Origin of the sequence: Shewanella psychromarinicola, from assembly GCF_003855155.1 — a bacterium.
GTDB lineage: Bacteria > Pseudomonadota > Gammaproteobacteria > Enterobacterales > Shewanellaceae > Shewanella > Shewanella psychromarinicola.
This window is the reverse complement of sequence record NZ_CP034073.1, coordinates 4,474,952-4,500,250: the sequence shown is the minus strand read 5'-3', so window position 1 is coordinate 4,500,250 and position 25,299 is coordinate 4,474,952. Positions and strand designations below refer to the sequence as shown.

Sequence of the window (25,299 nt, the reverse complement as noted above, 5' to 3'; positions counted from 1 at the left end):
GATATCCTGAGGAAAGATAAAAATGATTTCAATTGATAGTTCAGCAATGCAAACAGAAGCCGTTGATTTAGTTAACTTACCGGCACAGGATACCGCCCTTGAGATCCGTAATCTTGATTTACGTTACGGTGATAAACAAGCATTATTTGATGTCTCGATGAAGATCCCTAAAAAACAAGTTACCGCATTTATTGGCCCAAGTGGCTGTGGTAAATCAACTCTTTTGCGTTGTATTAACCGTATGAATGATTTGGTTGATAGTTGCAAAATTGACGGTGAAATCTTGCTTTATGGTCAAAATATTTATGATAAGAAAGTCGATGTAGCAGCATTACGTCGTAACGTAGGTATGGTCTTTCAGCGTCCTAATCCGTTTCCTAAGTCAATCTATGAAAACGTGGTCTATGGCTTACGTTTACAAGGATTGAGTAACCGTCGTGAATTAGATGAAGCGGCTGAACGTTCATTGCGTGGCGCAGCTATTTGGGACGAAGTGAAAGACCGTCTACACGACAATGCATTCGGATTATCGGGTGGTCAGCAACAACGTCTAGTGATTGCACGTGCCATAGCCATTGAGCCAGAAGTCTTATTACTCGATGAGCCAACGTCGGCGCTGGATCCAATGTCAACCTTAATTATTGAAGAGTTGATTACAGAATTAAAGGAAAAATATACCGTTGTTATTGTGACACATAACATGCAACAAGCAGCACGGGTGTCAGATCAAACGGCCTTTATGTACATGGGCGAATTGGTTGAATATGCTAATACTAATACCATTTTCACGACCCCCAAAAAGCGTAAAACTGAAGATTATATTACCGGCCGTTACGGTTGATCTTTGTTAAAAAAGCTTTTAATTAACAGATATAAATTAGGTGGGTATCATGGAAAAAATGAATTTAAGTAAACATATATCAGGCCAGTTTAATGCCGAACTTGATGACATTCGGAATCGGGTATTGGCTATGGGCGGTTTAGTTGAACGCCAGCTTGAACAAGCATTGGATGCGTTAGCAACGCTTGACTCAGAATTAGCTCAACAGGTGATCGAAGGCGATCACAAAGTCAATGGTATGGAAGTCGCTATTGATGAAGAGTGCACTCGTATTATTGCAAAACGCCAACCAGCCGCCAGTGATTTGCGTTTAATCATTGCCATTTCGAAAACCATTACTGATCTGGAACGTATAGGTGATGCTTGTGTACGTATCGCCAAAGCGGCGGTAGAAAAGCGCGCTAACAGTCAACAACCCCTATTGGTCAGTATTGAAAACATGGGCCGTCACGCCACCCGCATGTTGCACTCAACCTTAGATGCATTAGCACGTATGGATGCCGATGAAGCGTTTGAGTTGCATAAACAAGATGCGAAAATAGACAAAGAGTATGAAGGTATCATCCGTCAATTAATGACTTATATGATGGAAGACCCTCGCTCAATCCCTGATGTGTTAGACGTATTATGGGCTGCGCGTGCGGTTGAGCGTGTAGGTGACCGTTGTAAGAATATTTGTGAATACGTGATTTACTATGTTAAAGGCAAAGACGTTCGTCATATTTCTTATGAAGAAATGGAAAAAGAACTATAAAAGATAACGGCTTTTAAAACGCCCTAATTTGTACTGTTTATTTAATAAACAGCCCAAATTAGGGCGTTTTTGTTTAGGGGTTTTGATGGATATTTGTTATCTTTGCTGGCTAGCTAATTTGCTCTATTGTTGAAGAATCTTTTTATGAAAAACACCCTTGCTCGTGGTTTAACTAATTTATTGCCTATGGTGCTGTCCATTTGGCTATTTTGGTCATTGTTCATCTCACTCGATGGCTTAGGTAAATTATTGCTCAATATTGTGGGGGTAGAATCTGTTTTTGTTGGTGCCGGTTTTTGTTTGGTCGCAAGTTTAGTGTTTATTGCCGGACTGCTATTTTCAGTTAGCCCCATTGCGTGGGTGTATGGTTGGATTGAAAGCCAACTGATGAAGTTTCCACTGTTTAAATCTGTCTACGGTAGTATTCGCGACATCGCGAGTTTGATGAATCGTGACGGTCAGCCGAAAACTCAAAAAACTGTATTAGTCAAACAAGCTAACGGCGGCTTTGTCGTCGGGTTTATCATGAGCGAATCGGTACCACAGCCACTTGCTGATGCGTTACCTGAAGGTGATTGGGTGCCAGTATTATTTCAATTAAGTTACCAAGTGGCAGGCGTGACCAGTTTAGTTAAACGCCAAGACTTAATTATCGTTGATTGGTCCTTCGAAGATGCCATGCGCTTTAATTTAACCGCCGGCATAACCAACAGTAATGTTGCCAAGAACTAGGTAAAGCGGGTAACCGCCGGTAGTTGCGATAAAAGCTGACAACAGTCGATAACAGCGAATGCTGCGCCTACGGAAAAAAAGCGATGAAAGACTCGGTGCGAGAGCGAACTGGCAGCTAGGTTTAAGCGTTGCTATTGTTAATCTGTACCATTAGCAGAATAATCGTAAAATAAGATCGACCAAACAATTGCCCAAAGCGATAACAGTGATTATCCTTGAGGTAATTCTTTATATGAGTGATAAATCAATGTCGGCCAACGAAAGTAAATTAGATAAAGTATTAGCTGAAGCTAGGGATTATAAAGCCTCTCGTGAGAAAGGGTATCGAGAACAAGCGCTTAAGTTATACCCTTGGGTATGCGGTCGCTGCACTCGCGAATTCACCCATAAAAATTTATCTGAGTTAACGGTTCATCATCGCGATCACAACCACGATAATAATCCATCAGATGGGACGAACTGGGAGTTATTGTGCCTGTATTGTCACGACAATGAACATTCGCGTTTTGAAGAGCTGATCCGTTACGGCAGTACTAAAGAATCCAAACAAGACGCTGCTACGTTCAATCCATTTGCAGATTTAAAAGCAATGATGAAGAAGTAGAGCTGAGACGGTAGAAGCGGTAAGAACGATGACAAGCGGTAACAAGCGATGACAAGCGAGAAACCGCCTAGGAGCTAGGACGCTGCGCTGCGAGAGGCTATACAAGCAAAGTCAAAAGCTGGCTAGATTGATGAAAATCGATAACGGGCGATAAACAGCCTAGGAGCGAGTTCGCTACGCGGCGAGATGCTATACAGGCAAAGTCAAAAGCTGGATAGATTGATGAAAATCGATAACGGGCGAGAAACAGCCTAGAAGCTAGTCCGCTTTGCGGCGAGATGCTATACAGGCAAAGTCAAAAGCTAGGACGCTTTGCTGCGAGATACTATAAATTCGAAAGACAGAAGGCTAGAGGCTGATTCCGCCGTGGTAATACTTCTGAGCAGGGATCAGCTGGTCGCTTTAACGCTGTTATAGAAGCGAAGCGCACTAGCTGGACGCAGTCCATCCTAGACTCTAGGCTTGTTATCGCTCGTAATCGCCTGTTACCGCTCGCTATTACTTGCAACCGCCTAGATGCTAGGACGCTTCGCTGCGAGATGCTATACAATCAAATTCAAAAGATAGAAGCTTAGGGGTTTTGTTCTATCATGGTAATACTTTTGAGCAGAAATCTGCTTGAGGCTTTACCGCTGTTATAGAAGCGAAGCGCACTAGCTGGACGCAGTCCATCCTAGCATCTAGGCTTGTATCGCTCGTAATCGCCTGTCACCGCTCGCCATCACTTGCAACCGCCTAGACGCTAGGACACTTCGCGGCGAGATGCTATACAATCAAATTCAAAAGACAGAAGGCTAGAGGCTGGTTCCGTTGTGGTAATACTTCTGAGCAGGGATCAGCTGGTCGCTTTAACGCTGTTATAGAAGCGAAGCGCACTAGCTGGACGCAGTCCATCCTAGCATCTAGGCTTGTATCGCTCGTAATCGCCTGTCACCGCTAGTCACCGTGCTTTATCTCAACGTTTTCATTTAAGCGCTTTTCAGCTTCCAACCATTTAGCCCGTGATAAAGTTTGCTTGTTGCTGTCACCCAAAAACTGTTGTTTTCTGGCGGCTAGGCTATCCCCAATCTGCTTTTTCTGCGCATCACTTGCTTGTGACCAAATCACAATCTCATCGACGTGGCGAAAACAGCCCATACAATAATTGTCATCATTTAAGCCGCAGCGGGCGACACAAGGTGAGTGCATAGTTTACAATTCCAATACGAGTATCTAAAGACCCGCATTCTATCATTTCAATGAGTGAAGGTTAACAATAAGCAACGATATGTCAGCAATCGATTATCAACACACCTTTAACGCAGTCGACTCACTTTTGAATGCCCTAAAACCCTTGTGGCAGCTCGTTGCATTTGAGTGTAACCACTTACCTTGGCAGCAGGAATATCCACATTTAGCTCAAAAGGTGTGGCAGCTTGATGATACTGAAATAGATATCCTTGATATGGATCAGCAACAGCTTGTCGAAATGTTATTGCCAAGCTTGATTAGCGACATTAAACAGAGCAAACTTCCACAGGTTGATGAATTAATTAGTCAATTAAGCTTGTTAGTCATCACTTCGCCTACAAGTGCTATTGACCCAATAAACTCTCAATCTTTGCCTAGCGGTGAACAGCCACATAGCAAAGGCCAGAATAATGATTTAGCCCATTTCAGTGCCCATATTAAAGGCCGAAAGTGGCAACAAATCATCATGTTTGCGAATCAAGTTGATCCACAGCATCACTCCAAGTTACCTAGGTTACCTATCTTAGAGTGGTGCGCAGGTAAAGGACATTTGGGCCGCTTGGTGGCTAAGCAGCAACACATTGAGGTGACAAGTCTTGAGTGGCAAGCGAGTTTATGCAGACAAGGCCAATTTATTGCCAAACAATGGCAATTACCACAAACCTTTATTTGTGCCGATGCTTTTGCGCCAATCGACCCGAGTAAACCGCTATTGTTAATTGATCAACATGCCATTGCATTGCACGCTTGTGGTGATTTACACATTCGTTTACTCAAACTAGCAGCATCGGCAGGTACGCGGGTGATTTCTATTTCACCCTGTTGTTATCATTTAATTGAGCATTCACATTATCAACCGCTATCGGCCTTAGCAAAGGTCAGTGAGTTACGCTTGTCGCGTCATAATTTACAACTACCGTCACAGCAAAGTGTGATTGCCAGCACCAAGCAACAAGTATCGCGCCATCAAGAAGTGGCATGGCGTTTGGGTTTTGACAGCCTGCAGCGTGATATTCGGGGCATAGATGCTTATTTGCCGGTGCCGACCATTAAACAAAGTCAGCTTAGCGGCAGTTTTAGCGACTTTTGCCAATGGGCTGCAAATCAAAAGAAATTATTACTACCTAATGCTATTAATTTGAGCCATTATTTTCACCTTGGGATTGAGCGACAACGTCTCACCAAGCGGATCGCTTTAGTGGCACATTTATTTCGCCGCACGATAGAGCATTGGCTATTGCTCGATCGTGTCTGTTTTTTACAAGAGCAGGGATATCAAGTTGCGCTGACTGAATTTTGTGCAAACAGTGTTACGCCACGAAATGCCTTGATCCAAGCAATTAAAATAATCGAATAGTAGTCTTGGTCACAGATTTACAAATTAAGCCATTGTTTACACTGGTTTATTTTTATTAAAACTGTAAGAATTAACAAACTGGTTAATTAAACAATAGAGTTAACCATAAAAAATCATCCAAATTACCGCATTGGCTTGCTGTTTTTGATTGAATAATTAAGCCATTCTTGTTCAAATGGCGGGTTAATAACGAATATCAACTATTCTAGTGCCTTTTTGGCTTGCTAGAGCGAAGCGAATTATACGGTTTAATGAAATATTCACGCGTCTTTATCAATAGTCTGGCTTATGAGCTAGCACCGCAAGTAGTGTCGAGTAGCGATTTAGAATCTCGTTTGGCACCGCTATATCAAAAGTTTCGTATTCCTATGGGGCAACTTGCCGCATTAACCGGGATTACCGAGCGTCGCTGGTGGCCAAAAGGTCATCGTTTATCTGACGGTGCCATTGCCGCTGCGCAAAAAGCCTTAAATGAAACCGGTATTGATGTCAGCGACTTAGGTGCCGTGGTTTACACGGGGGTGTGCCGCGATCAACACGAACCTGCGACCGCTTGCCGTATTGCTGCTGAACTTGGCGTGTCAAAAGACACGGCAATTTATGACATCAGTAATGCCTGTTTAGGGGTGTTGTCGGGTATTTTAGATATAGCCAACCGAATCGAGCTTGGTCAAATCAAAGCGGGTATGGTTGTGTCGTGCGAATCGGCTCGAGACATTGTGGATGCAACCATTGACCACATGCTAGCCGAGCCGACCATGCAAAATTTTGCTCAGTCATTGGCCACATTAACCGGTGGTTCAGGCGCTGTAGCGGTGATTTTAACCGATGGGACTTTGCCGCTTAAAACCACTCGTCAACATCAGCTGTTGGGTGCAAGTCATTTGTCTGCACCAGAACATCACCAATTGTGTCAATGGGGCTTACAAGAAGCTGGGCACTTATTGTATCGCGAGTTTATGCGTACCGATGCCGTGACTTTACTCAAAGAAGGAGTAGAGCTTGCCAAGCACACTTGGGAGCATTTTTTAGAACAACGAGATTGGGTCGTCGAACGGGTCGATAAAGTCATTTGTCACCAAGTGGGTGCCTCTAACCGTCGGCAAGTGCTAAATGCATTAAATATCCCCCACATAAAAGAATATCCCACCTATCAAACATTGGGCAACATGGGCTCGGTATCATTGCCTGTTACGGCTGCCATTGCACATGATGAAGGTTTTTTACGTGTTGGCGACCAAGTCAGCTTTTTAGGGATTGGCAGTGGTTTAAACTGCATGATGCTAGGAATTAAGTGGTAAGCCATTGGCTGCGCTAAGTTTTTTGAATTTCATTATAAAAATCATTAACAGGATGCATCATGCTAGACAACTTGCTGCCATTTAAAAGTCACTTTTTAGATCGTAACGGCAATAAATTGCACTACATAAACGAAGGCCAAGGCGAGCCCGTGGTGATGGTGCACGGTAATCCTAGTTGGAGTTACTACTACCGTAATTTAGTCAGCGCACTGAGCGGTCAGCACCAATGTATTGTGCCAGACCATATTGGTTGTGGCTTATCAGATAAACCGGATGATCCACTATACGATTACACCTTAGTTAACCGTATTGATGATTTAGAAGCCTTGCTCGACAGCCTTGATGTAAAACAAAATATTACGCTAGTGGTTCACGACTGGGGCGGCATGATTGGTATGGGCTTTGCGGCGCGCCACCCTGAGCGCATCAAGCGCATTGTGTGTTTAAACACTGCAGCGTTTCATTTACCTAAAACCAAACCGTTTCCTTGGGCATTATGGGTTTGCCGCGACACTTTACTTGGCACCTTGTTAGTGCGCGGTTTGAATGCATTTTCATCTGCGGCGTCGTATGTTGGCGTTAAACGTAAGCCGATGGCTAAAGATGTCCGCGAAGCCTATGTTGCGCCATTTAATTCTTGGAAAAACCGTATTTCGACATTGCGCTTCGTGCAAGATATTCCACTTAAGCCTGGCGATCGTAATTACGACTTAATCACTAGCATTGGCGATAGCTTAAGCCAGTTTGCTAACGTGCCAACGCTTATTTGCTTTGGTTTACAAGATTTTGTATTTGATAAGTATTTTTTAGAGGAATGGCGACTGCGAATGCCTCATGCCACAGTGCACGAGTTTGCCGATTGTGGTCATTACATTCTTGAAGATGCCAGCGACGAAGTGATTGGCTTAATTAAAGATTTCATCGCGACAAATTAAGCTAATGTGCTAGGTTTAATAAAAGTAAATAAAAGGCTCTTTTGAGCCTTTTTGTTCATTTCAACCTGAGCCAATAATGGTTAATCATGACGAACTTCAAAGACAAGCACGCTAACGCCAATATTTGCCAGCACTTACAATATGCTGCTCAGCATACTCCAGATTCTCTTGCCGTGGCCGTTCAGCAGGCAAAGCAAGGCCAATTTGATTACCAAGAAATCGATTTTGCTAGCTTGCATCAGCAATCTGATATGATTGCTAAAGGGCTAATTCAGTACGGCATTACGCGTGGCATGAAAGCCGTGTTGATGGTGACGCCAAGTATCGAATTTTTCTCATTAACCTTTGGTTTATTTAAAGCCGGTATTATTCCGATTTTAGTCGACCCAGGTATGGGCGTAAAAAACCTTAAGCAATGTTTCGAAGAATCACAACCTGACGCCTTTATCGGTATACCTAAGGCCCACATCGCAAGGCGCATTCTTGGTTGGGGTAAAGGCAGTGTCAAACACGTTATTAATGTGGGCGGCTCAGGTTTACAGCGTTGGTTAGCCAATGCCACGAGCCTTGAAACGATTATTGAATTTGGCCGTAATGTGGCTCAACCTCTTGATATGGCATTGCTTCACCATGATGATATGGCAGCCATTTTATTTACCAGTGGTAGCACAGGTACCCCAAAAGGCGTGGTATACAGCCATGGGATGTTTGAAGCGCAAATTAGTGCGCTAAAACACGATTATGGTATTATTCCAGGCGAACGTGACTTAGCCACATTCCCGCTGTTTTCCTTGTTTGGCCCGGCACTTGGCATGGCATCAATTGTACCCGACATGGATGCCAGTAAACCCATCAGCGCCAATCCGGCTAATTTGTTTGCTGCTATCGAGCAATATCAATGCACTAATATGTTTGTTAATCCCGCCTTGTTGGAACGTTTAGGCCAAGCAGGCGAACAAACCCAACATAAACTCACTAGCGTTAAGCGAGTTATATCAGCTGGCGCGCCGGCGACCATCAGCTCAATTAAATGTTTTAGTCAGATGCTCAATTCACAAGTTGAAGTGCTCAATTCTTACGGTGCGACTGAATCATTGCCTATTAGTATGATTGGCAGCCATGCGTTGTTTGCTACCAGTGACTTAACCGATCAAGGTAAAGGTATTTGTGTTGGTAAGCCGATATCGTCGGTGAGTGTGGATATTATTGCCGTTACTGACGTGGCAAAACCACAATGGGCTGATGTGAATAAGCTTGGCGCTAATGAGATTGGCGAAATTGTGGTGAGCGGTCCTATGGTCAGCCAGGCTTATTATCAGCGTGAGCAAGCCACCCAACTCGTTAAAATTCACCACGGTGATCACGTTAAACATCGCATGGGTGATGTGGGGTATCTTGATGATAATGGCTTACTGTGGATGTGCGGTCGTAAAGGTCATATTGTTGATGCCACTCGCGGTAAGCAACGGCTAAAACGCTTTTATACACTGCCGTGCGAGCGAGTATTTAATACCCATCTGCAAGTTAAACGTTCTGCCATTGTTGGCGTGGATGTGGGCGGTGATATAGTGCCGGTTATGTGTATCGAATTACATAAAGGTATTGTTTGCTCAACCTCTAAAGCGCTATTTCAAGAGTTAACCCAATTAGCTGAACAGCACCCACATACTCAAGGTATCGGGCGCTTTTTAATTCATCCCGATTTCCCGGTCGATGTGCGCCATAATGCTAAAATTTTCAGAGAAAAACTCGCTGTATGGGCCCAAAAGCAATGGCAAGAATAAAGTCGTTCTTAAGTGAGACTAAGGTAATTATAAGGCAATAATAATGACGCTGACAGATTTACACCCCCTAGAGCAAACCGCACTGAAGCAATTAGCGCTATCGGTTAGTAAAGTATTTGTTACCGGCGCAGGTGGCTTTTTAGGTTGTGCTATTTGTCAGCGTTTATTGGCAGCCGGTATTGAGGTCGTTGGCTTTGCCAGAAGTCATTATCCCAAGCTTGTCGAACTGGGCGTCGATATGCGTCAAGGCGACATTAGTGACTATGACAGCGTCAAGCAGGCTATGACTGGATGTGATCTGGTGTTCCATGTCGCATCAAAAGCCGGCGTGTGGGGCAGCAAACAAAGTTTTTATTCTCCCAATGTTGATGGCGCGACTAATATTGTTAACGCTTGTAAAGCGCTTGATATTCATAACCTTATTTATACCAGCACCCCAAGTGTGACGTTTGCCGGTGCAGATGAAAATGGCATTAACGAATCAGCCCCTTACGCCAGTCAATACCTTAATTATTATGGTGAGTCTAAAGCCATTGCCGAAAAAAATATCCTTGCAGCTAATACTGCTTCGCTTCGAACCACAGCCTTAAGGCCGCATTTAATTTGGGGGCCAAACGACCCACACCTTGTCCCTAGAGTGGTAGAGCGTGCCAAAGCAGGGCGCCTAAAGCTGGTGGGATATCAAGATAAACTGGTCGATACCATATATATCGACAATGCTGCCTACGCCCATATTTTGGCTGCAGTGGATTTAGTGGCCGCGGCTAAGTGCGCAGGTAAAGCCTATTTTTTAAGTAATGATAAGCCTATAACGATGGCCGCTATGCTCAATAAAATCTTAGCCTGTGCAGACTTACCGCCAGTGACTAAGCGAGTACCCGCAGGTGTTGCTTATGCCGCAGGCGTGGTACTTGAAACACTTTACGGCTGGCTCAATATACAGCAAGAACCCATCATGACTCGCTTTGTAGCAAGGCAATTATCGACCAGTCATTACTTTGATATTAGCGCAGCTCAACAAGACTTAGGCTATCAACCGCTTATGAGTATCGAACAAGGTATGCAAAAGCTGAAGTTATCGCTTTCACGCTAATTGTGCTGATTAGCTGTTTAAGCTAGCGGTTTGCATTAGTTATTCAAGTTAGCCGTTAACGATTAGGGTTTAAGATAGCGACTTAAGGTAGCGACTTAAGTTAGCAATAGACTTTAACCGCTTTTATTAACTGTCTTTGCTAATGGCTAATATTAACGACCTAAGTTAATGACTTAACTTAGTCACACGAGTAGATAACACAAAATTTGTCTTCACTACTGTCTCTAAAAAAATGATGTAAACAATTGTTTGTAACATTGTTTTTACATCAATTACTTTAGTTATTTTTTAACAATCACTTGGTTAAATTTTATTCCGCTGTATCTTAAATCCCGACCACCATAAAATCACCCCACAGAGGGTAACAACTCATAACAAAGTGGTGCAGGGAGAAGCAATGCAAGATAACAAGCACATCACATGGAATTTAGCGACCTTAGCCATTCATGGCGGCCATCAGCGTGAAGCCTTTGGCTCACTCACCACACCACTATATCAAACCGCCACCTTTGTATTTGATAACGTAGAACAGGGCGGAGCGCGTTTTGCCGGAGAAGAGCCTGGCTATATTTATACTCGTTTAGGAAACCCGACCACTGCAGAGTTAGAGCGTAAAATGGCGCTACTCGAAGGCGCTGAAGATGCTGCCGCCACGGCATCTGGCATGGCAGCCGTATCCAGTGCATTGTTAACCCATTTACATGCAGGCGATCACTTAGTGGCATCAAAAGCGGTATATGGTTGCACTTTTGCGTTAATGACCACCCAATTAACCCGTTTAGGCGTTACCACCACATTGGTCGATTTTACCGATATTGCTGCAATCGAAGCTGCTATTAAGCCCAATACCAAAGTGATATTTTGCGAAACCCCAGTCAATCCACATCTACAAGTATTCGACATAGCAGCCATAGCAAAAGTCGCTAAGGCTCATAAGCTAGTTTCAATCGTCGATAACACCTTTATGACGCCCTTATTGCAGCAACCGCTGGCAATGGGTATCGATATGGTGATCCACAGTGCCACCAAGTATCTTAATGGCCACGGCGACGTGATTGCAGGTATTGTGTGCGGCAATGCAGAGCACATGCACAGATTAAAATATGAAATATTGAAAGATTTTGGTGGGGTTATATCCCCACATGATGCTTGGCTTATTTTACGCGGCTTAAAAACCTTAGATGTCCGCTTAGCACGCCACTGCGACAATGCCGAAGTGTTAGCTGAATATTTAGATAAACATCCAAAATTTAGCCAAGTGTTTTACCCAGGTTTAGAACACCACCAAGGCCATCGTTTCATCGGCAATCAAATGAAGCGTGCTGGTGGGGTCATTGCATTTGAGCTAAAAGGGGATAAGCAAGATGCGATGAACTTCGTTAATCGTCTCAAGCTGTTCACTATCGCTGTAAGTCTTGGTGATGCCGAATCACTTATTCAACATCCCGCTTCAATGACCCACTCACCTTACAGCCCAGAAGCCAGACTCGCCGCAGGCATCACCGACAACTTACTGCGCATCTCAGTTGGCCTAGAGAATGTTCAAGACCTGATTGCAGATATTGAACAAGCATTAGAGTGAAGACGGGCAGTCATAGCTGAAGATCTTTGAAGAACGATCGCAAGCGATTAAAGCCTAGAGACTAGGGCGGACTTCGTCCTGCTAGATCGCTGCGCTGCTATAACAGCGGGATCCGTCCTGGTAACGTTTTTGAGCTGGGACTTCAGCTCTTGTGGATGACGAATTATAGACATAAAAAAACAGTGCGTTTAGCACTGTTTTTTTGAGCTTACAGTCACGAGTTTTTATTGTTCATTTAACGGTAAGAAGACTAAATATTAGTTACTAGAGATTGTTCCAGCACCGCCGCCTGAACCACCACCAAAGCCTGGACCCGCTGGCGCAGGTGCAGCACCAAATCCACCACCACCTGCAGTTTGAGTATCTTCAACTGCTTCAGACACAATGGCAGGGTCAACACCGTTGGCAAGTGCAATGGCTAAAATCTCATCTGGATTCATGCCCGCTGCTACAGCCGCTTTTAATGCTTTTTTGATGAGTTCTACATCGCCGTTAGCGGCTTGAATTGCAGTCGCTAATTGCTGTGCTTGCGCTGATATGGGTGCATTTTGATTGCTAGCAGTTAAAGTCTCTTCAGCCTTTTCACCTGCCATCAACGTCTCATCAGCTATTGCACTTGCAGACAAGGTGTCTTTAGCGATTGCACCTGCAGATATACCTGTCGTCAATAATGCTGACATTAATAAAATGGGTAATTTATTCTTATTCATTATTCTGCCTCGTTGTCTAGTGAATTGCTAAAGTCGTTTAGATGCAAAGTGCACGTCCAACTCTGGGGTGTATTAGCAGGAATGATTGTACTCAAATTTTGTACAGCATACAATCCATTGCCTTGTAGGCCATCGATGTTCATCAGGGTAAAATAAGCACCTATAGTGGCTGATTCAACCTGTGGTGCAATGATTTTTATGCCAATACCATGACAAATTTGGGTCAAGGTTTGTACAAAAAAACGTGTGTCAGCTTCGGCAATATCGTGAACGTAGCTAGCATCAATCTTAACAAAATCAATGTCTAAGTTACGGATGTAACAAAATGAACTTAAATTTGAGCCAAACCGTTCGATAACAATATCAATATTTGATTGTTTTGCTCGGCGAATAAACAATTCTGTTGAGGCTAAAGAAAGCATTGCTGCAGATTCATTAAATTCATACAAAAGTGGTGGAAGGGTTTTATGCAATTTCTGGTATAAATCAAATAACCAGTCGGTAAATACTGGGTTATGCATTGCACGCTTACTAATATTGATCGCCACTTGGGTATGCTCTATATGTTGTAATTTGTAAAAAATGAAACAAATGACAGCTTGCTCAAGCTCTTGTATCACCCCCAGCCGTTCTGCCATCGCAAAGACATCTAACGTCGATAGGGTTTCACCTTTTATTTTGAAGCGAACAAACGATTCAACATACAATATCGTCTGTTTATTATCCACCACAGGTTGTAGCATTAAGTCAAAAATCTTATCAAACGGAATACATTTAATGGAAAAGTCTTTTGGATCACAGTGACTAATTTCGTTTTTAAAGTATTCAGTGAACCGCGTTAAAATAGACACCCATTCTTCTCGGGAGTGATTTTTATATATCGACTCAGGGTCTACTAACCCGTTTACTGCTTCTGAATACTGATTATGCACCAATTGATTATCTAATCGCTTAACTGCATCCGTAAACGACTCATGGTGATTAACTCGGGTGAGAGCGTGCTTAGCAAAGCCATTTTTAAAATATTCTCCATTCTCAATAGTTAATGAGTTAGCAAATTGGGTGTCGATTACCTTCACCGATTCTTCAGTTAACAATGATATAAAGGCAAATTCAGATCCAGAGATACGATACAACTGCGATTCATGCATTTGTTCAATTTGCTTACTTAGTACAGTAGCACCTTGTAAAATGTATGCATCGCCACAGCCGTAGCCTTCTTTGTCATTAATGACTTGTAATGATGTCATCGACACCAAACCTAAATAAAAACGATCCCCATGCCGTTCATACTCAGCCTGAATAGACTCAAACTTTTTCAATAATGCTCGGCGATTAGGTAAGCCTGTGTGTGGGTCGATATACACTTCTTTAGACAAGGTTTCAGCCAATTGAGTTTGCTCGTTAAATGATCGTTGAATGTTTTCAACCATGCGGTTAATTGCATTAACAACAGTACGTAATTCAGAGGTAAAAGGGCGTACAGTATTTAAGCTAAAACGTTTTTGAATAACCGACTCGGCTTGTTGAACAATACTGCTCAAGGGGGTTAACACTGCTTTTAAAATAAAATATACCAACAAAAATGCAACTAACAGTTGCACTAGTGTCACGTTAAATGTGCTAACCGCATGATCCCAAAGTGCATAATACGATGTTCCCGCATGTGACTGTACTTCTAGTATGCCAGCAATGCGCCAACCATCACTGACTTCACTGGTCATCACTGGAGGATGCAGGGTAAACCCGCTAATAAACCAATCAGGTACAGCGAAGTTACTTTCAGGGTTGACCCGCTCAAACTGTTTTACCCCATCAATATCAGTAAAAGAAATATGTTGATAATAACCTGAATCAAAAATGGCGTTGGTCATGGTTTGAGCCATCACCAAGCCTTCTTCATCCATATAAGGTGACATAGATAACCCTAAGCTGTGTGCAGCCCCTTGCGCATGGGAACTCAGTTGCTCGTTTAAATAACTGCGCATATTCGACACATTGTGATATATCGCTGTGCTAAAACTAAATATAGACAAACAGCCTATGAGTAAATATAGCTGTAACCTTAAAGACATCCCTTGTTTAAACATGGCTCACTCCGGTTCCTTTTGTTCAGTTTATTCGCCGTTTTCAATTCGATTGACTAAATCAGTCCAATTTTTTGTCCCGCCGCTGTTGGGCTTGGCTGTACTAAGACCTTGCGCCTTTGCTAACCATAATCCTTGGCCATTAAATGAATATACAGGTTTTAAATCTCGGCGTTGGTCGGCAGGTAAAATGGTAGTTTTTAAATTATCTAGCACCAAAGGCATCGCCTTAGGGTTTTCAAAATAAATCAGCACCATATGGGGTTCGTTAATCAACAGTGCTCTTACATACCTCAAGCGCATTTTATTTTCATCCACACCCATGGCCTTTAAGGTAAAATATTTAAAAATAGCAAAGTCTTCACAATCACCACCTTTAGTCCCTAATGATTCAAGCGGGGTAGCCCAATAATCACTTTTATGCCAATGGTCACTGTCACTCACAAAACGGATCCGCCGATTAGCAAACTGGTTGGCTAAATGCAAGCGCTCATAATCACCTAACGTAGTGCCTTTATTAATAGTGTCACGCCAGTCACTAAAGTCCTCAACGCTGTCCGAACTATAGCGCAGCTCGATAAGTTTAAAAAAATCCTCAGTAAATAAATCATCCGTTATTGTGGCAATGCAGACAGCCGAAGATACCACTGAGATTAGAAGCCAATGGCGGTATCTATCGATGCAACACAACACGAATTTAATACGCAAATCCCACTGCAGTTATGGTTAGTGATTACAGGGTAATGATGTTAGCAAAATGTTGTAAATCAGAAATATCATAAGTCAGTTTTTGCTTAAACGACAATGCAATGATGATGAAATTTCAAAACGAGAGCATAAAGACACAACATTAACAGCAGGCATACTTCGAAAGTACGACAAAAAACGCCGTTCAAAATAACGACCTAATCTACTCATTAAAAGGATTGAATTTTGATAGTGTCAATATAATGGCACGCTTATTGTTATAAAAATGTAAATGATGAGCTTTTTAGGTTAGCACATGAGTGTGGCTAGTATTCTCAGCTAAACTATTAATTGAAAGGGATAGCAGATCAGACGGAAATGTTAAATTATCAACGCTCTAGAATAATTTTTTATCAATTAAAACAAGGGTTTATTTTTATTCGGTATTGTTACTACTTTGCTATCAATTAACTAACCATTAAGCTAAATGGCTAGAATAAGATTTTTTATGATGCACAAAAACAAAGCATCTTATTTAGTTAAGCTACATACGGGTGCAAAACCACACTGGAAATGTGAATGCAAACTGTAATCTGATTGTGCAATGTAAAAGCCAATAAACTGAGTCTTTTTAGCAAATGTCTTCCAGAATTACTAGAACAAAAGTAGTAAGTTGATGGCGTTTGATTTTAAATGTAACAAAAAAGTGTCAAAATAACAGCTAAATGTTAAAAACCGTCAAAAAAAAGTCATTAAGTTAACGTATAAACTATAGTTAATACTGAACGAAACAATATTTACGTAAAACAGAAAGTAGAAAGGGAAATTTTAAACAAGGCATGACGCAAATGATAACTGTGTTGAAGCCAATCATCAGATGATTTGTTTCATTAGTTTACCGATGTGATCTCATATCATTATTGTTTCGCTGCATCCCACTACATCACTTTAGGTGTCATACGTGTTGTTAATTCACTTGAAAATGATTGTTGGTGGCTGATTTTATTTAGGTATCGATAATGCCTAAAACTCACCATCAACTATATTGTGTATACAGGACATAAAAAGGATTCATTTTACTTTTTCATTATTAAAGATAAAAGTCACATAATCAAAAACTTGAAAGGTGTCACAGCAATCTGGAAGCTGCAATCTAGTGGCGGTAGCGTGTCTTTTTTTACTATCCGTTAAAATCTTACGCCGTCATCTTCACATGTTTTTCGTTGAAGACTTTGTTGTCATTTTATTCAAAGGGCGATTCAGGATTAACAATATTACCGGAACAACAAATTAGAAGCTCCAATGGATTGATGAAATAGCAGGAGCCGGTTTTACTCTTCGCTGTCATCTTTAAATATTTATGTTGGCGACCTCAGCTCTAAATGTTTGCCTTTGACTATTAACGAGATTCATAAGTGCATGTACTTAACAATATGCTCTGGATGTTTCGAATAAAAAAGATATTTAAGATCAACAGGATGTTTGTCTATATGAAAATTGCAATCGCAGGTACTGGTTACGTAGGCTTATCAAATGCCATGCTTCTGGCGCAACATAATGAGGTAGTAGCTGTCGATATCGTTAAAGAAAAAATTAACCAACTTAATGATAAAATATCACCGATTGTCGACACAGAAATAGAAGACTTTTTAGCTAACAAAAAGCTTAACTTTACGGCAACGCAAGACAAAGTCACTGCTTATCAACAAGCAGATTTTGTCATCATTGCCACACCTACTGATTACGACCCTGTGGCGAACTATTTTAATACATCGTCAGTTGAATCTGTGATTAAAGATATCATTAGCATTAACCCGAATGCCATAATGGTGATCAAATCTACTGTTCCTGTAGGTTATACCGAACGGATTAAGCAAGAGTTTGCATCCAATAACATTATGTTCTCGCCTGAGTTCCTAAGAGAGGGTAAGGCACTACACGACAATTTGTATCCATCACGTATCATTGTGGGTGAGCAAAGCGAGCGCGCGCGAATTTTTGCTAACTTACTGTTGCAAGGTGCAATTAAAAAAGATATTCAAGTTTTATTTACTCACTCAAGTGAAGCCGAAGCGGTGAAACTTTTTTCTAATACTTATCTCGCATTGCGTGTTGCATACTTTAATGAGTTAGACACTTATGCGGAGTCACGTTGCCTGGACAGTAAACAAATTATCGATGGTGTGTGCTTAGACCCACGGATTGGTAATCACTATAACAACCCTTCTTTTGGTTATGGTGGCTATTGCTTACCTAAAGACACCAAGCAACTTAGAGCAAATTATTCAGATGTCCCCAACAATCTTATTGGCGCAATCGTCGACGCCAATACTACCCGTAAAGATTTTATTGCCGAGTCAATTTTAAAGCGTAATCCTAAAAAAGTGGGTATTTATCGTTTAATAATGAAGTCAGGATCAGACAACTTCAGGGCTTCAAGTATTCAAGGGGTAATGAAGCGCATTAAAGCCAAAGGTGTTGAAGTTATAATTTACGAACCCGTATTAGTGCAAGATGAATTCTATCATTCGACAGTCTATCGTGATCTCGAACAGTTTAAAGCAGATGCGGATGTGATTGTATCTAATAGAGCTGCAGATGAGTTAAGTGATGTAGCCGATAAAGTGTATACCAGAGACCTGTTTGGGAATGATTGAAATTATATCGGATAAATATATGATTAATTGGCACGTGCAGTGTTAATATCAGCTTTGTAAATCAATAGGTTCTACTCGGATTTTAAATTATCTTGTAAAGTCAAAATAATATATTGATCGATAAGTATTTAGCTTAATTAAATAAAATTTGACTTTGTTTTGATTGTTGAGGGATTAATGAAATATAAATCATATAGTGATTTAAGTAGAGATATTAGTGATAATATTTACAAGATCAACACTCAGAATTTTGATTTGATTGTTGGTATCCCAAGGAGTGGAATGGTTCCATCTTATATGGTTTCATTGCTACTTAATGTTAATTGTATAGATCTACCTGCATTTATTAGAAATGAAAAGCTTTGCAAGGGTATAACTCGTGATGTAGGGACGGACATCGTAAATTCACATGATGCAAAAAATATTTTACTTATTGATGATAGTATTTTGTCTGGAAATTCAATGTTGAATTCTTTAAAACAAATTCCAACGAAATTTCAAGGGTTGATAACTACTGCCGCGGTATATTCTAGCCATAAAAACCATGAAAATGTAGATATTGTTCTTACTGAGGTTGAGCCACCTCGTGTTTTTGAATGGAATATTTATCACCATCCAGTAGTTTCTAATTCGTGTTTTGATATTGATGGTGTACTTTGTTATGACCCATCAAATGAAGAAAATGATGATGGTGATAAATATGTGCAATTTTTATGTAATGCAAAGCCACGATTTATTCCTACTGAGAAAATTGATTATCTAGTAACTAATAGATTAGAAAAGTATCGTACACAAACAGAGGTTTGGTTATCTAAAAATGGTGTTAAATTTAATAAATTGATTATGTTAGATTTGCCTGGAAAAGCAGACCGACTAGCTCAATCGGATTATTATTCGCATAAAGCTAATTTCTATAAAAACAGTGATTCTTCTCTTTTTGTAGAGAGCGATATCAATCAAGCAATTGAAATTGCAAATCGTTCTAATAAGTTTGTTTTTTGTGTGGACGAGAATATTATGATATCCCCTGGAGGTTTGAGTCGGTTTAAAAATAAAAGTTACTTATTTTCTAAAGTTAGATACAAACTTTCAAAAATACAGGTGCTACGTACATTGTATAATTCATTTAAGTTCTAAGTTCTAAGTTCTAAGTTCTAAGTGCTATTAAAATAAATAAAATCAATATTTTAGCAAATGTTCACTCAATAATGAGTAACATAACTGCGATACTCATTATAGATGTTTGGCGTCATCCAATTGCCGAGAAAGAGGTTTTTTACTAAAGTCAAATAGTCTTACTGTTATATTTATAATGTGAATACGGTAAGTTATTCTGGCAGTACAGCCCTATAATACAGATCGTATTGCAAAGGCTAAAATAAACAAGCTGCCAGGACAACATATCGTCCAAATCTTTCGCGATTAAACATGATTGGAGGCTAGAGCTGTTATCTAACAGCTGATGGTGATCAGTGGATTTATAGGCTATATCAATAGGTAATTTCCAAATAGGCAAAATTTACCGCTGTTTATCACAATGAAATAGTCACCAGATGCCGTCATTAGCCATCGATACGAGAGAATATTTTGGCTACTTTTGAAATAGCGCTTTTTATAGTCTAAGGTTATTTTTTCACTTACAGGAAAGTCAATATTAGTCTTCACAATATGTTATGAAAGCAATGAGTAGAATGTCGAGCCGTTTAAATACCTCAATCATATTAACAGAATTGACAATAATTCAAGTTAAGCAAGTATGACAGCATGGTTAATGCGGTATACAAAAGTGAACTCAACATGCCCTTATAGCTAACGAACGTAATTTACAAATAAAAATATTAATGGGTTATTGCTGTAAGCTATAAAAAACACATGTTTTCACTTGGTCAATTAGCAAGTAATTATACAACACAGAATTGAACTGAATATCGAACTAATAAATTTTTAATTTTAATCTGCAAGTATATTATGTTGTCAACTCGCTATTTAATTGAGATTGTTAGCTACTTATTATTTGAATTTTGTTCTTAAAAATAATAAAAGAGTAATAAATGCCTGAGGTTACGATAGATAAAAAGTTAATAAAATCAATATTACATAGTATGACGGGGAGATATTTAGTTTATGCTGTACAGTTATTATCGATGATGATATTAGCTAGAATGTTCAGCCCTGAAACGTTTGGTATATTTGCTATTATTCAAGTGTTTTCAGTATTTTTTGCTTTAGTCAGTGAGATGGGTTTTGGGCCTGCATTGGTTAATGAAGCTAAAATCCCAAAAGAAATGCGTGATGGTATATACAGCTTTACTTGGATTTTAGGTGTTTTTGTGTCGATATTGTTTTTTGCGGCATCACCATTGATTTCATGGTTTTATAATAATGAAATATATCAATATTTAGTTATTCCTGTCGCAATAAGTATTATCTTTAATACAGCTATTATTGTTCCTTTAGCATCATTCAATCGTGATAAAAAATTTATATCTATAGCTAGATGTGAAGCTATAGCTGAAGTGATTTCAATTGTTGTCGTATTGGTATCACTGTATTATTTAGAGCCTATATGGGCATTATCATTAAAACCTTTAACAGTAGCATTTATAAAGTACATCTTAGTTGTTCTAGGTTCAAAAAATACAGAAATAGGTATGCCGTGGTTTGGTAAAGAGTTATCGCATACATACAAAATACTAGCTTTTTCAAAACATCAGGCGGGATTTAATTTCTTAAATTATTTTTCAAGAAATTTAGATAATATTCTTGTTGGTAAGTATTTAGGAACAGTTAGCTTAGGTATTTATGATAAAGCTTATCAATTAATGCGTTATCCTTTGTTGTTGCTCACATTTGCTATGTCACCTGCAATACAGCCTGTTATGATGGAGTTGAAAAATGATCTTTATAAATTTGAAACGCTTCACAATAAATTCATAATTGTTATTTCAATAATAGGTTTGTTCGTCGGTGTTGTTATTTGTTTTTTATCTGAAGAAATAGTTTATATTTTGCTTGGTGAGCAGTGGTATGGAGTAACTCCGTTATTAGAAATATTATCCGTATCAATTCCAATTCAAATAGTTATGAGTACAAGTGGCGGTTTCTATCAAGCAGCAGGTAGAACTGATTTGATGCTTAAATGTGGGTTATTTGCTTTTTGTACAAATGTAACTGGGATAGTCATTGGTGTTTTGATGAACGATTTAGAATTGCTAAGCTGGGCAATCGTATTTAGTTCATTCGTAAATTATATACAATGTTATTATATTATGGGTAAATATTTGCTGCCATCAGGAGCTTGGCACACTTTAAAAAGAATATTGACCACACTCATAGGTGTTGCTTTAATGTTTTTTATGGTTGTTAAGTAGAATTTTTATTTATTATCCTTAAATTGTTATTAATAACTTTCATCCATACTCATAGTATTTTAAATATTAAAATAAGTAATTAATTAGAATAACTGCAAGTGCTAACCTGTATTTTGTGAATGGTTGTCATTGAAGTTATAAGTTTTTAATTGTTAATTATTTGCTAGGTGATGTCTTTATTCTATCAGAAAGTGGCGACTAACTTGAGCTTTTTTAATGAGCGTAAATAATATCATTAATGTTTAAAGCTTAATTTAGTTTATAGGGTGGTTTATATTTTTAATTAAATTAAGGTTAGTTTGTGATAGATAATAGAAAAATGCAAATAGATACACTAAGAGGTATCGCATGTATATTATTAGTCAGCTATCATGTTATTGGTTCAACACCGATGCAAGGAATGAAAATAAGTACAGGTTTACTCAGAGAAATTAATGATTTATTTGTTTATATTCGAATGCCTTTGTTTGCTTTTATATCTGGGGTTTTATATGGCTTTCGGCCAATAAGGTCTGATTATTTTGTTTTTATAAAAAAGAAAACCAGCAGACTGCTTTATCCTCTTTTGACAGTTGGAACGCTATTTGCGCTTTTACAGTATTACATTCCAGGGACAAACGGTGGTGATATTGATTTAAAATTTATTCATATCATTCCAGTAGGCCATTATTGGTTCTTAGAAGCAATATTCTTAGTTTTTTGTTTTGTAGTTTTATTGGAGTATTATAAGGCTTTTGATAACTTCTTTATATCATGTTTTTTAATCTTAATTTGCATATCAATTTACTTGTATGGCGTTGAGGTTAATTACTTCTCACTTTCAGGTTTTGTTTATTTATTGCCATTTTTTTTGTATGGAATGATGACTACACGATATCAATCTTTTAGTCATAAATTGTATTTGTTATTATTGGTTGTTTCATTTGTATTTATATTTAAAATCTTTATTGATTTCGATGGTAGAGCTGAGACAATTATTGTAGGTTTTATGTCATGTATTTTTCTTTTTTTACTAAAGTTAAGAGTTAGAATACTTGCATATATTGGTTTGTATTCTTTTTCTATTTATCTTTTTCATGTTTTCTTTACAGCTTCATCACGTATTATTTTAAATAAAATAGGTTTTTTTGATATGGAAATAATATTCCTTATTGGACTTGTGTTAGGTGTTTTAGGTCCGATTGTGACTGATAAAATATTTAGTAGTAATACTCACGTTAAATATTTTGTATTGGGAAAGTAAATTTTATTTCAAGGTGGTTTTTTGAACAAATTAACAGTTGTAATACCCACATATGGAAGAGCTGATAAGATTTTACAATCAATATACTCTTGTATGCATCCAAGAATATTTATTGTCGTTATTGATGATAATGGTCTAAATACTACTAACCAAATTGTAACCAAGAAATTAATTGATAGTATTTCTTCTGAATTTTCAAATAACTTACTTTATTACGCATTAGAGATAAACTCAGGTGCTTGTATAGCTCGTAATAAAGGGATTGAAATTGCTAATACATCAGTTGTTACTTTTCTTGATGACGATGATATGCTTTTAATTGAAGAAACTTTAGATAAGCTTGATTTTTTTACTCAGCAGACTGAATGTGACGTCTGTTGTAGCGATATGTTCTCTAAATTTAATGGTAAAAATTATCAGTTAGACTTCTGTCAATTTAGAGGCGTGACATCATATGATTTACTTGAAGATGGAAATTGTTACACGCCGATGGTCATGGCAAGAAAAGAAGCTTTGTTGCTTATAGGCGGATTTGATAATTGTAAAAAATATCAAGATCATGTGCTAATACTAAAAATACACTTAAATGACTTAAATGTATTTTATTTTAACAAACCTACGTTCATACACGTAGATCACGATGAATACAGGATTTCTAATAAAACTTGTTCTTATCAGACCGTTAAGCTTAGATTTGAATATGAATATCAATTACTCGAAAATCTTGAATTAGAAAGAGATGACTACGCTAGGTTGAAAAGTATTATTACAGATAGGAAGAGCTTATTATGTTTTTATTATATTGTGATGCCAAGGTTAAATACTTTTATAAAAAGGTTTATAGGCACTAAACGTTTGTTTTACTCGATTAACAAAGATGAGAGTAGTCTATTCGTTACTTTTAAATCATTTCTTTATGCCTTAAGAACTATTGATGGCTTACCTTTTATTATAAAAAGAGTGGCTTATAGGTTAAAGGGTAAAAGTTAAGTGAGCAATTTATCAAATAATAATGATTTTGAACTCGCTAATTTTAATGATGATATTAGTGATTTGAATTTGTATCTTTTTTATATATTTATATTTTTATTCTCTTTTGTCACACCCTTTTTATCTTTTATATGTTGTACTTTTTTAGTTGTTTATACAAATGACTATAAATTTTTAAAAACAATTCCCATTTCTCTCACTTTATTTTTTATTGTTATAAATTTCAACAGAGATTTTTTTCATATTGGTAACGATTTAGCCTGGTATTACTCTTACTTTAAAAACTTTGCTGATTATCAATTAGGATTTACTAGTGCTTTTGAGGATGATCTAGCAAATATTTCTCTAAAACCTACCGAACCCTTCTATCATTTATTGGTCTATATATCGAGTAAACTTACTAATGGTTATTATCCATTTTATATTTTTTGGGTCCATTGCTTTATTTACCTAATACCCACTTTTGTCATTATACAAATTTGCAAAATTGAACGAGTTTCGGTTTTGATTTGTTTTTCATTAGTTTTATTTCAAATGTTAGTTTTTTATGACTTTGGTAATGCATATAATTTAATTCGGCAGCAAGTAGCTAGTTCGTTAGTGGTTTTATCATTTTATTTTATGTATATAAAAAAACCAAAGCTTTGTTTCTTATTTGCAGTCGTTTCAGTGTTAACTCATAATTCAACGGTATTGATTGTCGCCATAATATTTTTGTTTTGTCTATATAATCTAAATTATATTTCATACAAATTAGTTTTTTTGTTTACCAGTATTTTATCATTTATTTATGTATTAGCATATTTTAGCCTAAGTGGTAATTATGAGGAATTAGAAGACCAGTCTCGAGGGGCTATAGTTAAGTTAATTGACTTTTCCCTTTTTACTTTGAGTGCAATAGTTGTTTTTCTTTATGATTCTAGACATAGGAATATATACAGGTTCTTATTGTTATTCTTTGTCGCCTTACTTTTTTCGCACGCGAGTTTATTTCTACCATTAAGGTTCTTGACGTTTTACGACTCTTTTAAATGGTTGGTTTATTTTATTTTTCTTAATTTTATTAGTTCAAAGCTGTCAGCTTATCGATATTCAGATTTTTTTATTTTTATTGTTTCTTTCGCCCTATCATTTTTGTATTTTAATCTAAAACTTACTTATACGTCTTATTCTTACTATGGTCAGTTTATGGATTTTGTTTTTGACTCTCCAGCTTTTTATTTAGGAATTAATTTATGAGAATTTTGCTATTAACTACATGTATATACAATGAAGATAATTATTCAGATTTTCTGAGATTAACTAATAGTTTGTTTTCGCAAAATAATGAAGTGACCTTCG

At 38.4% G+C, this 25,299-nt stretch carries 20 protein-coding genes; 16 read left to right on the top strand and 4 right to left on the bottom strand.

Annotation, left to right across the window (positions count from 1 at the left end; all coding sequences use genetic code 11):
• The first annotated feature begins 22 nt into the window (after positions 1–22).
• From pstB to EGC80_RS19565, 4 genes are all read left to right on the top strand, one after another.
• Positions 23–841, top strand: coding sequence for a phosphate ABC transporter ATP-binding protein PstB (gene pstB, locus EGC80_RS19580; protein ID WP_101032210.1), 819 nt, complete (start codon positions 23–25; stop codon positions 839–841).
• 49 nt (positions 842–890) lie between these two features.
• Entirely contained in the window at positions 891–1,595 is a 705-nt protein-coding gene (gene phoU / locus EGC80_RS19575) for a phosphate signaling complex protein PhoU (protein WP_101032209.1), read from the top strand.
• A 144-nt stretch (positions 1,596–1,739) separates the two neighbouring features.
• On the top strand, positions 1,740–2,327 hold the full coding sequence (locus tag EGC80_RS19570; protein WP_124011836.1) for a DUF502 domain-containing protein: 588 nt from the start codon (positions 1,740–1,742) through the stop codon (positions 2,325–2,327).
• Positions 2,328–2,574: 247 nt separating this feature from the next.
• Positions 2,575–2,931 carry a YajD family HNH nuclease gene (locus EGC80_RS19565; RefSeq protein ID WP_101034699.1) on the top strand — a complete coding sequence of 119 codons (357 nt, stop codon included), beginning with the start codon at positions 2,575–2,577 and terminating at the stop codon, positions 2,929–2,931.
• Between the two features lie 936 nt (positions 2,932–3,867).
• Here the strand turns inward: EGC80_RS19565 and EGC80_RS19560 are convergent.
• On the bottom strand, positions 3,868–4,119 hold the full coding sequence (locus tag EGC80_RS19560) for a DUF1289 domain-containing protein (RefSeq protein ID WP_124011835.1): 252 nt from the start codon (positions 4,117–4,119) through the stop codon (positions 3,868–3,870).
• Between the two features lie 79 nt (positions 4,120–4,198).
• Between EGC80_RS19560 and EGC80_RS19555 the strand changes: the two genes are divergently transcribed.
• From EGC80_RS19555 to megL, 6 genes are all read left to right on the top strand, one after another.
• A complete protein-coding gene (locus tag EGC80_RS19555; protein WP_124011834.1) occupies positions 4,199–5,518 on the top strand; it encodes a methyltransferase in 1,320 nt (439 codons plus the stop codon).
• 251 nt (positions 5,519–5,769) lie between these two features.
• Positions 5,770–6,819, top strand: coding sequence for a 3-oxoacyl-ACP synthase III (locus tag EGC80_RS19550; protein ID WP_101032205.1), 1,050 nt, complete (start codon positions 5,770–5,772; stop codon positions 6,817–6,819).
• Between the two features lie 59 nt (positions 6,820–6,878).
• Entirely contained in the window at positions 6,879–7,754 is an 876-nt protein-coding gene (locus tag EGC80_RS19545) for an alpha/beta fold hydrolase (protein ID WP_101032204.1), read from the top strand.
• 86 nt (positions 7,755–7,840) lie between these two features.
• The gene (gene oleC / locus EGC80_RS19540; protein WP_124011833.1) at positions 7,841–9,538 is read left to right on the top strand and encodes an olefin beta-lactone synthetase; all 1,698 of its coding nucleotides are present in this window, start codon (positions 7,841–7,843) and stop codon (positions 9,536–9,538) included.
• A 43-nt stretch (positions 9,539–9,581) separates the two neighbouring features.
• Positions 9,582–10,631, top strand: a complete 1,050-nt coding sequence (gene oleD / locus EGC80_RS19535) for a 2-alkyl-3-oxoalkanoate reductase (RefSeq protein ID WP_124011832.1) — start codon at positions 9,582–9,584, stop codon at positions 10,629–10,631.
• 397 nt (positions 10,632–11,028) lie between these two features.
• Entirely contained in the window at positions 11,029–12,213 is a 1,185-nt protein-coding gene (gene megL / locus EGC80_RS19530; protein ID WP_124011831.1) for a methionine gamma-lyase, read from the top strand.
• Between the two features lie 257 nt (positions 12,214–12,470).
• On the opposite strand, the gene EGC80_RS22500 is transcribed toward megL, so the two are convergent.
• From EGC80_RS22500 to EGC80_RS19515, 3 genes are read right to left on the bottom strand one after another with little or no spacing between them, the layout of a single operon-like run.
• A complete protein-coding gene (locus EGC80_RS22500) occupies positions 12,471–12,923 on the bottom strand; it encodes a hypothetical protein (protein ID WP_164839501.1) in 453 nt (150 codons plus the stop codon).
• The gene (locus EGC80_RS19520) at positions 12,923–14,998 is read right to left on the bottom strand and encodes a bifunctional diguanylate cyclase/phosphodiesterase (RefSeq protein ID WP_267898646.1); all 2,076 of its coding nucleotides are present in this window, start codon (positions 14,996–14,998) and stop codon (positions 12,923–12,925) included. The genes EGC80_RS22500 and EGC80_RS19520 overlap by 1 nt, the downstream gene beginning before the upstream one ends.
• Positions 14,999–15,040: 42 nt before the next feature.
• Complete coding sequence (locus tag EGC80_RS19515) at positions 15,041–15,658, bottom strand: transglutaminase-like cysteine peptidase (RefSeq protein WP_124011829.1); 618 nt, start codon at positions 15,656–15,658, stop codon at positions 15,041–15,043.
• Between the two features lie 1,529 nt (positions 15,659–17,187).
• Here EGC80_RS19515 and EGC80_RS19510 point away from each other — a divergent pair.
• The 6 genes from EGC80_RS19510 to EGC80_RS23070 all read left to right on the top strand — a co-directional run bounded on the left by EGC80_RS19510 (position 17,188) and on the right by EGC80_RS23070 (position 25,197).
• On the top strand, positions 17,188–18,354 hold the full coding sequence (locus tag EGC80_RS19510; protein WP_124011828.1) for a nucleotide sugar dehydrogenase: 1,167 nt from the start codon (positions 17,188–17,190) through the stop codon (positions 18,352–18,354).
• Positions 18,355–18,531: 177 nt separating this feature from the next.
• Positions 18,532–19,491, top strand: a complete 960-nt coding sequence (locus EGC80_RS19505) for a phosphoribosyltransferase family protein (RefSeq protein ID WP_124011827.1) — start codon at positions 18,532–18,534, stop codon at positions 19,489–19,491.
• Positions 19,492–20,405: 914 nt separating this feature from the next.
• Positions 20,406–21,725, top strand: a complete 1,320-nt coding sequence (locus EGC80_RS19500) for a lipopolysaccharide biosynthesis protein (RefSeq protein WP_101032196.1) — start codon at positions 20,406–20,408, stop codon at positions 21,723–21,725.
• Between the two features lie 301 nt (positions 21,726–22,026).
• Positions 22,027–22,968, top strand: a complete 942-nt coding sequence (locus EGC80_RS19495) for an acyltransferase family protein (protein WP_124011826.1) — start codon at positions 22,027–22,029, stop codon at positions 22,966–22,968.
• Positions 22,969–22,989: 21 nt separating this feature from the next.
• Positions 22,990–23,958 (top strand): glycosyltransferase family 2 protein, encoded by a 969-nt coding sequence (locus EGC80_RS19490; RefSeq protein ID WP_164839499.1) that lies wholly within the window; start codon positions 22,990–22,992, stop codon positions 23,956–23,958.
• The gene (locus EGC80_RS23070; protein WP_124011824.1) at positions 23,959–25,197 is read left to right on the top strand and encodes an EpsG family protein; all 1,239 of its coding nucleotides are present in this window, start codon (positions 23,959–23,961) and stop codon (positions 25,195–25,197) included.
• The last annotated feature ends 102 nt before the right edge of the window (positions 25,198–25,299 follow it).

Coding starts and splice junctions, on each gene's coding strand:
- megL (WP_124011831.1), top strand. CDS start 11,029: ATGCAAGATAACAAGCACATCACATGGAATTTAGCGACCTTAGCCATT.
- EGC80_RS19555 (WP_124011834.1), top strand. CDS start 4,199: ATGTCAGCAATCGATTATCAACACACCTTTAACGCAGTCGACTCACTT.
- EGC80_RS19500 (WP_101032196.1), top strand. CDS start 20,406: ATGCCTGAGGTTACGATAGATAAAAAGTTAATAAAATCAATATTACAT.
- EGC80_RS19565 (WP_101034699.1), top strand. CDS start 2,575: ATGTCGGCCAACGAAAGTAAATTAGATAAAGTATTAGCTGAAGCTAGG.
- oleC (WP_124011833.1), top strand. CDS start 7,841: ATGACGAACTTCAAAGACAAGCACGCTAACGCCAATATTTGCCAGCAC.
- EGC80_RS19510 (WP_124011828.1), top strand. CDS start 17,188: ATGAAAATTGCAATCGCAGGTACTGGTTACGTAGGCTTATCAAATGCC.
- EGC80_RS19520 (WP_267898646.1), bottom strand. CDS start 14,998: ATGTCTTTAAGGTTACAGCTATATTTACTCATAGGCTGTTTGTCTATA.
- EGC80_RS19560 (WP_124011835.1), bottom strand. CDS start 4,119: ATGCACTCACCTTGTGTCGCCCGCTGCGGCTTAAATGATGACAATTAT.
- pstB (WP_101032210.1), top strand. CDS start 23: ATGATTTCAATTGATAGTTCAGCAATGCAAACAGAAGCCGTTGATTTA.
- oleD (WP_124011832.1), top strand. CDS start 9,582: ATGACGCTGACAGATTTACACCCCCTAGAGCAAACCGCACTGAAGCAA.
- EGC80_RS19545 (WP_101032204.1), top strand. CDS start 6,879: ATGCTAGACAACTTGCTGCCATTTAAAAGTCACTTTTTAGATCGTAAC.
- EGC80_RS19570 (WP_124011836.1), top strand. CDS start 1,740: ATGAAAAACACCCTTGCTCGTGGTTTAACTAATTTATTGCCTATGGTG.
- EGC80_RS19550 (WP_101032205.1), top strand. CDS start 5,770: ATGAAATATTCACGCGTCTTTATCAATAGTCTGGCTTATGAGCTAGCA.
- EGC80_RS19505 (WP_124011827.1), top strand. CDS start 18,532: ATGAAATATAAATCATATAGTGATTTAAGTAGAGATATTAGTGATAAT.
- EGC80_RS22500 (WP_164839501.1), bottom strand. CDS start 12,923: ATGAATAAGAATAAATTACCCATTTTATTAATGTCAGCATTATTGACG.
- phoU (WP_101032209.1), top strand. CDS start 891: ATGGAAAAAATGAATTTAAGTAAACATATATCAGGCCAGTTTAATGCC.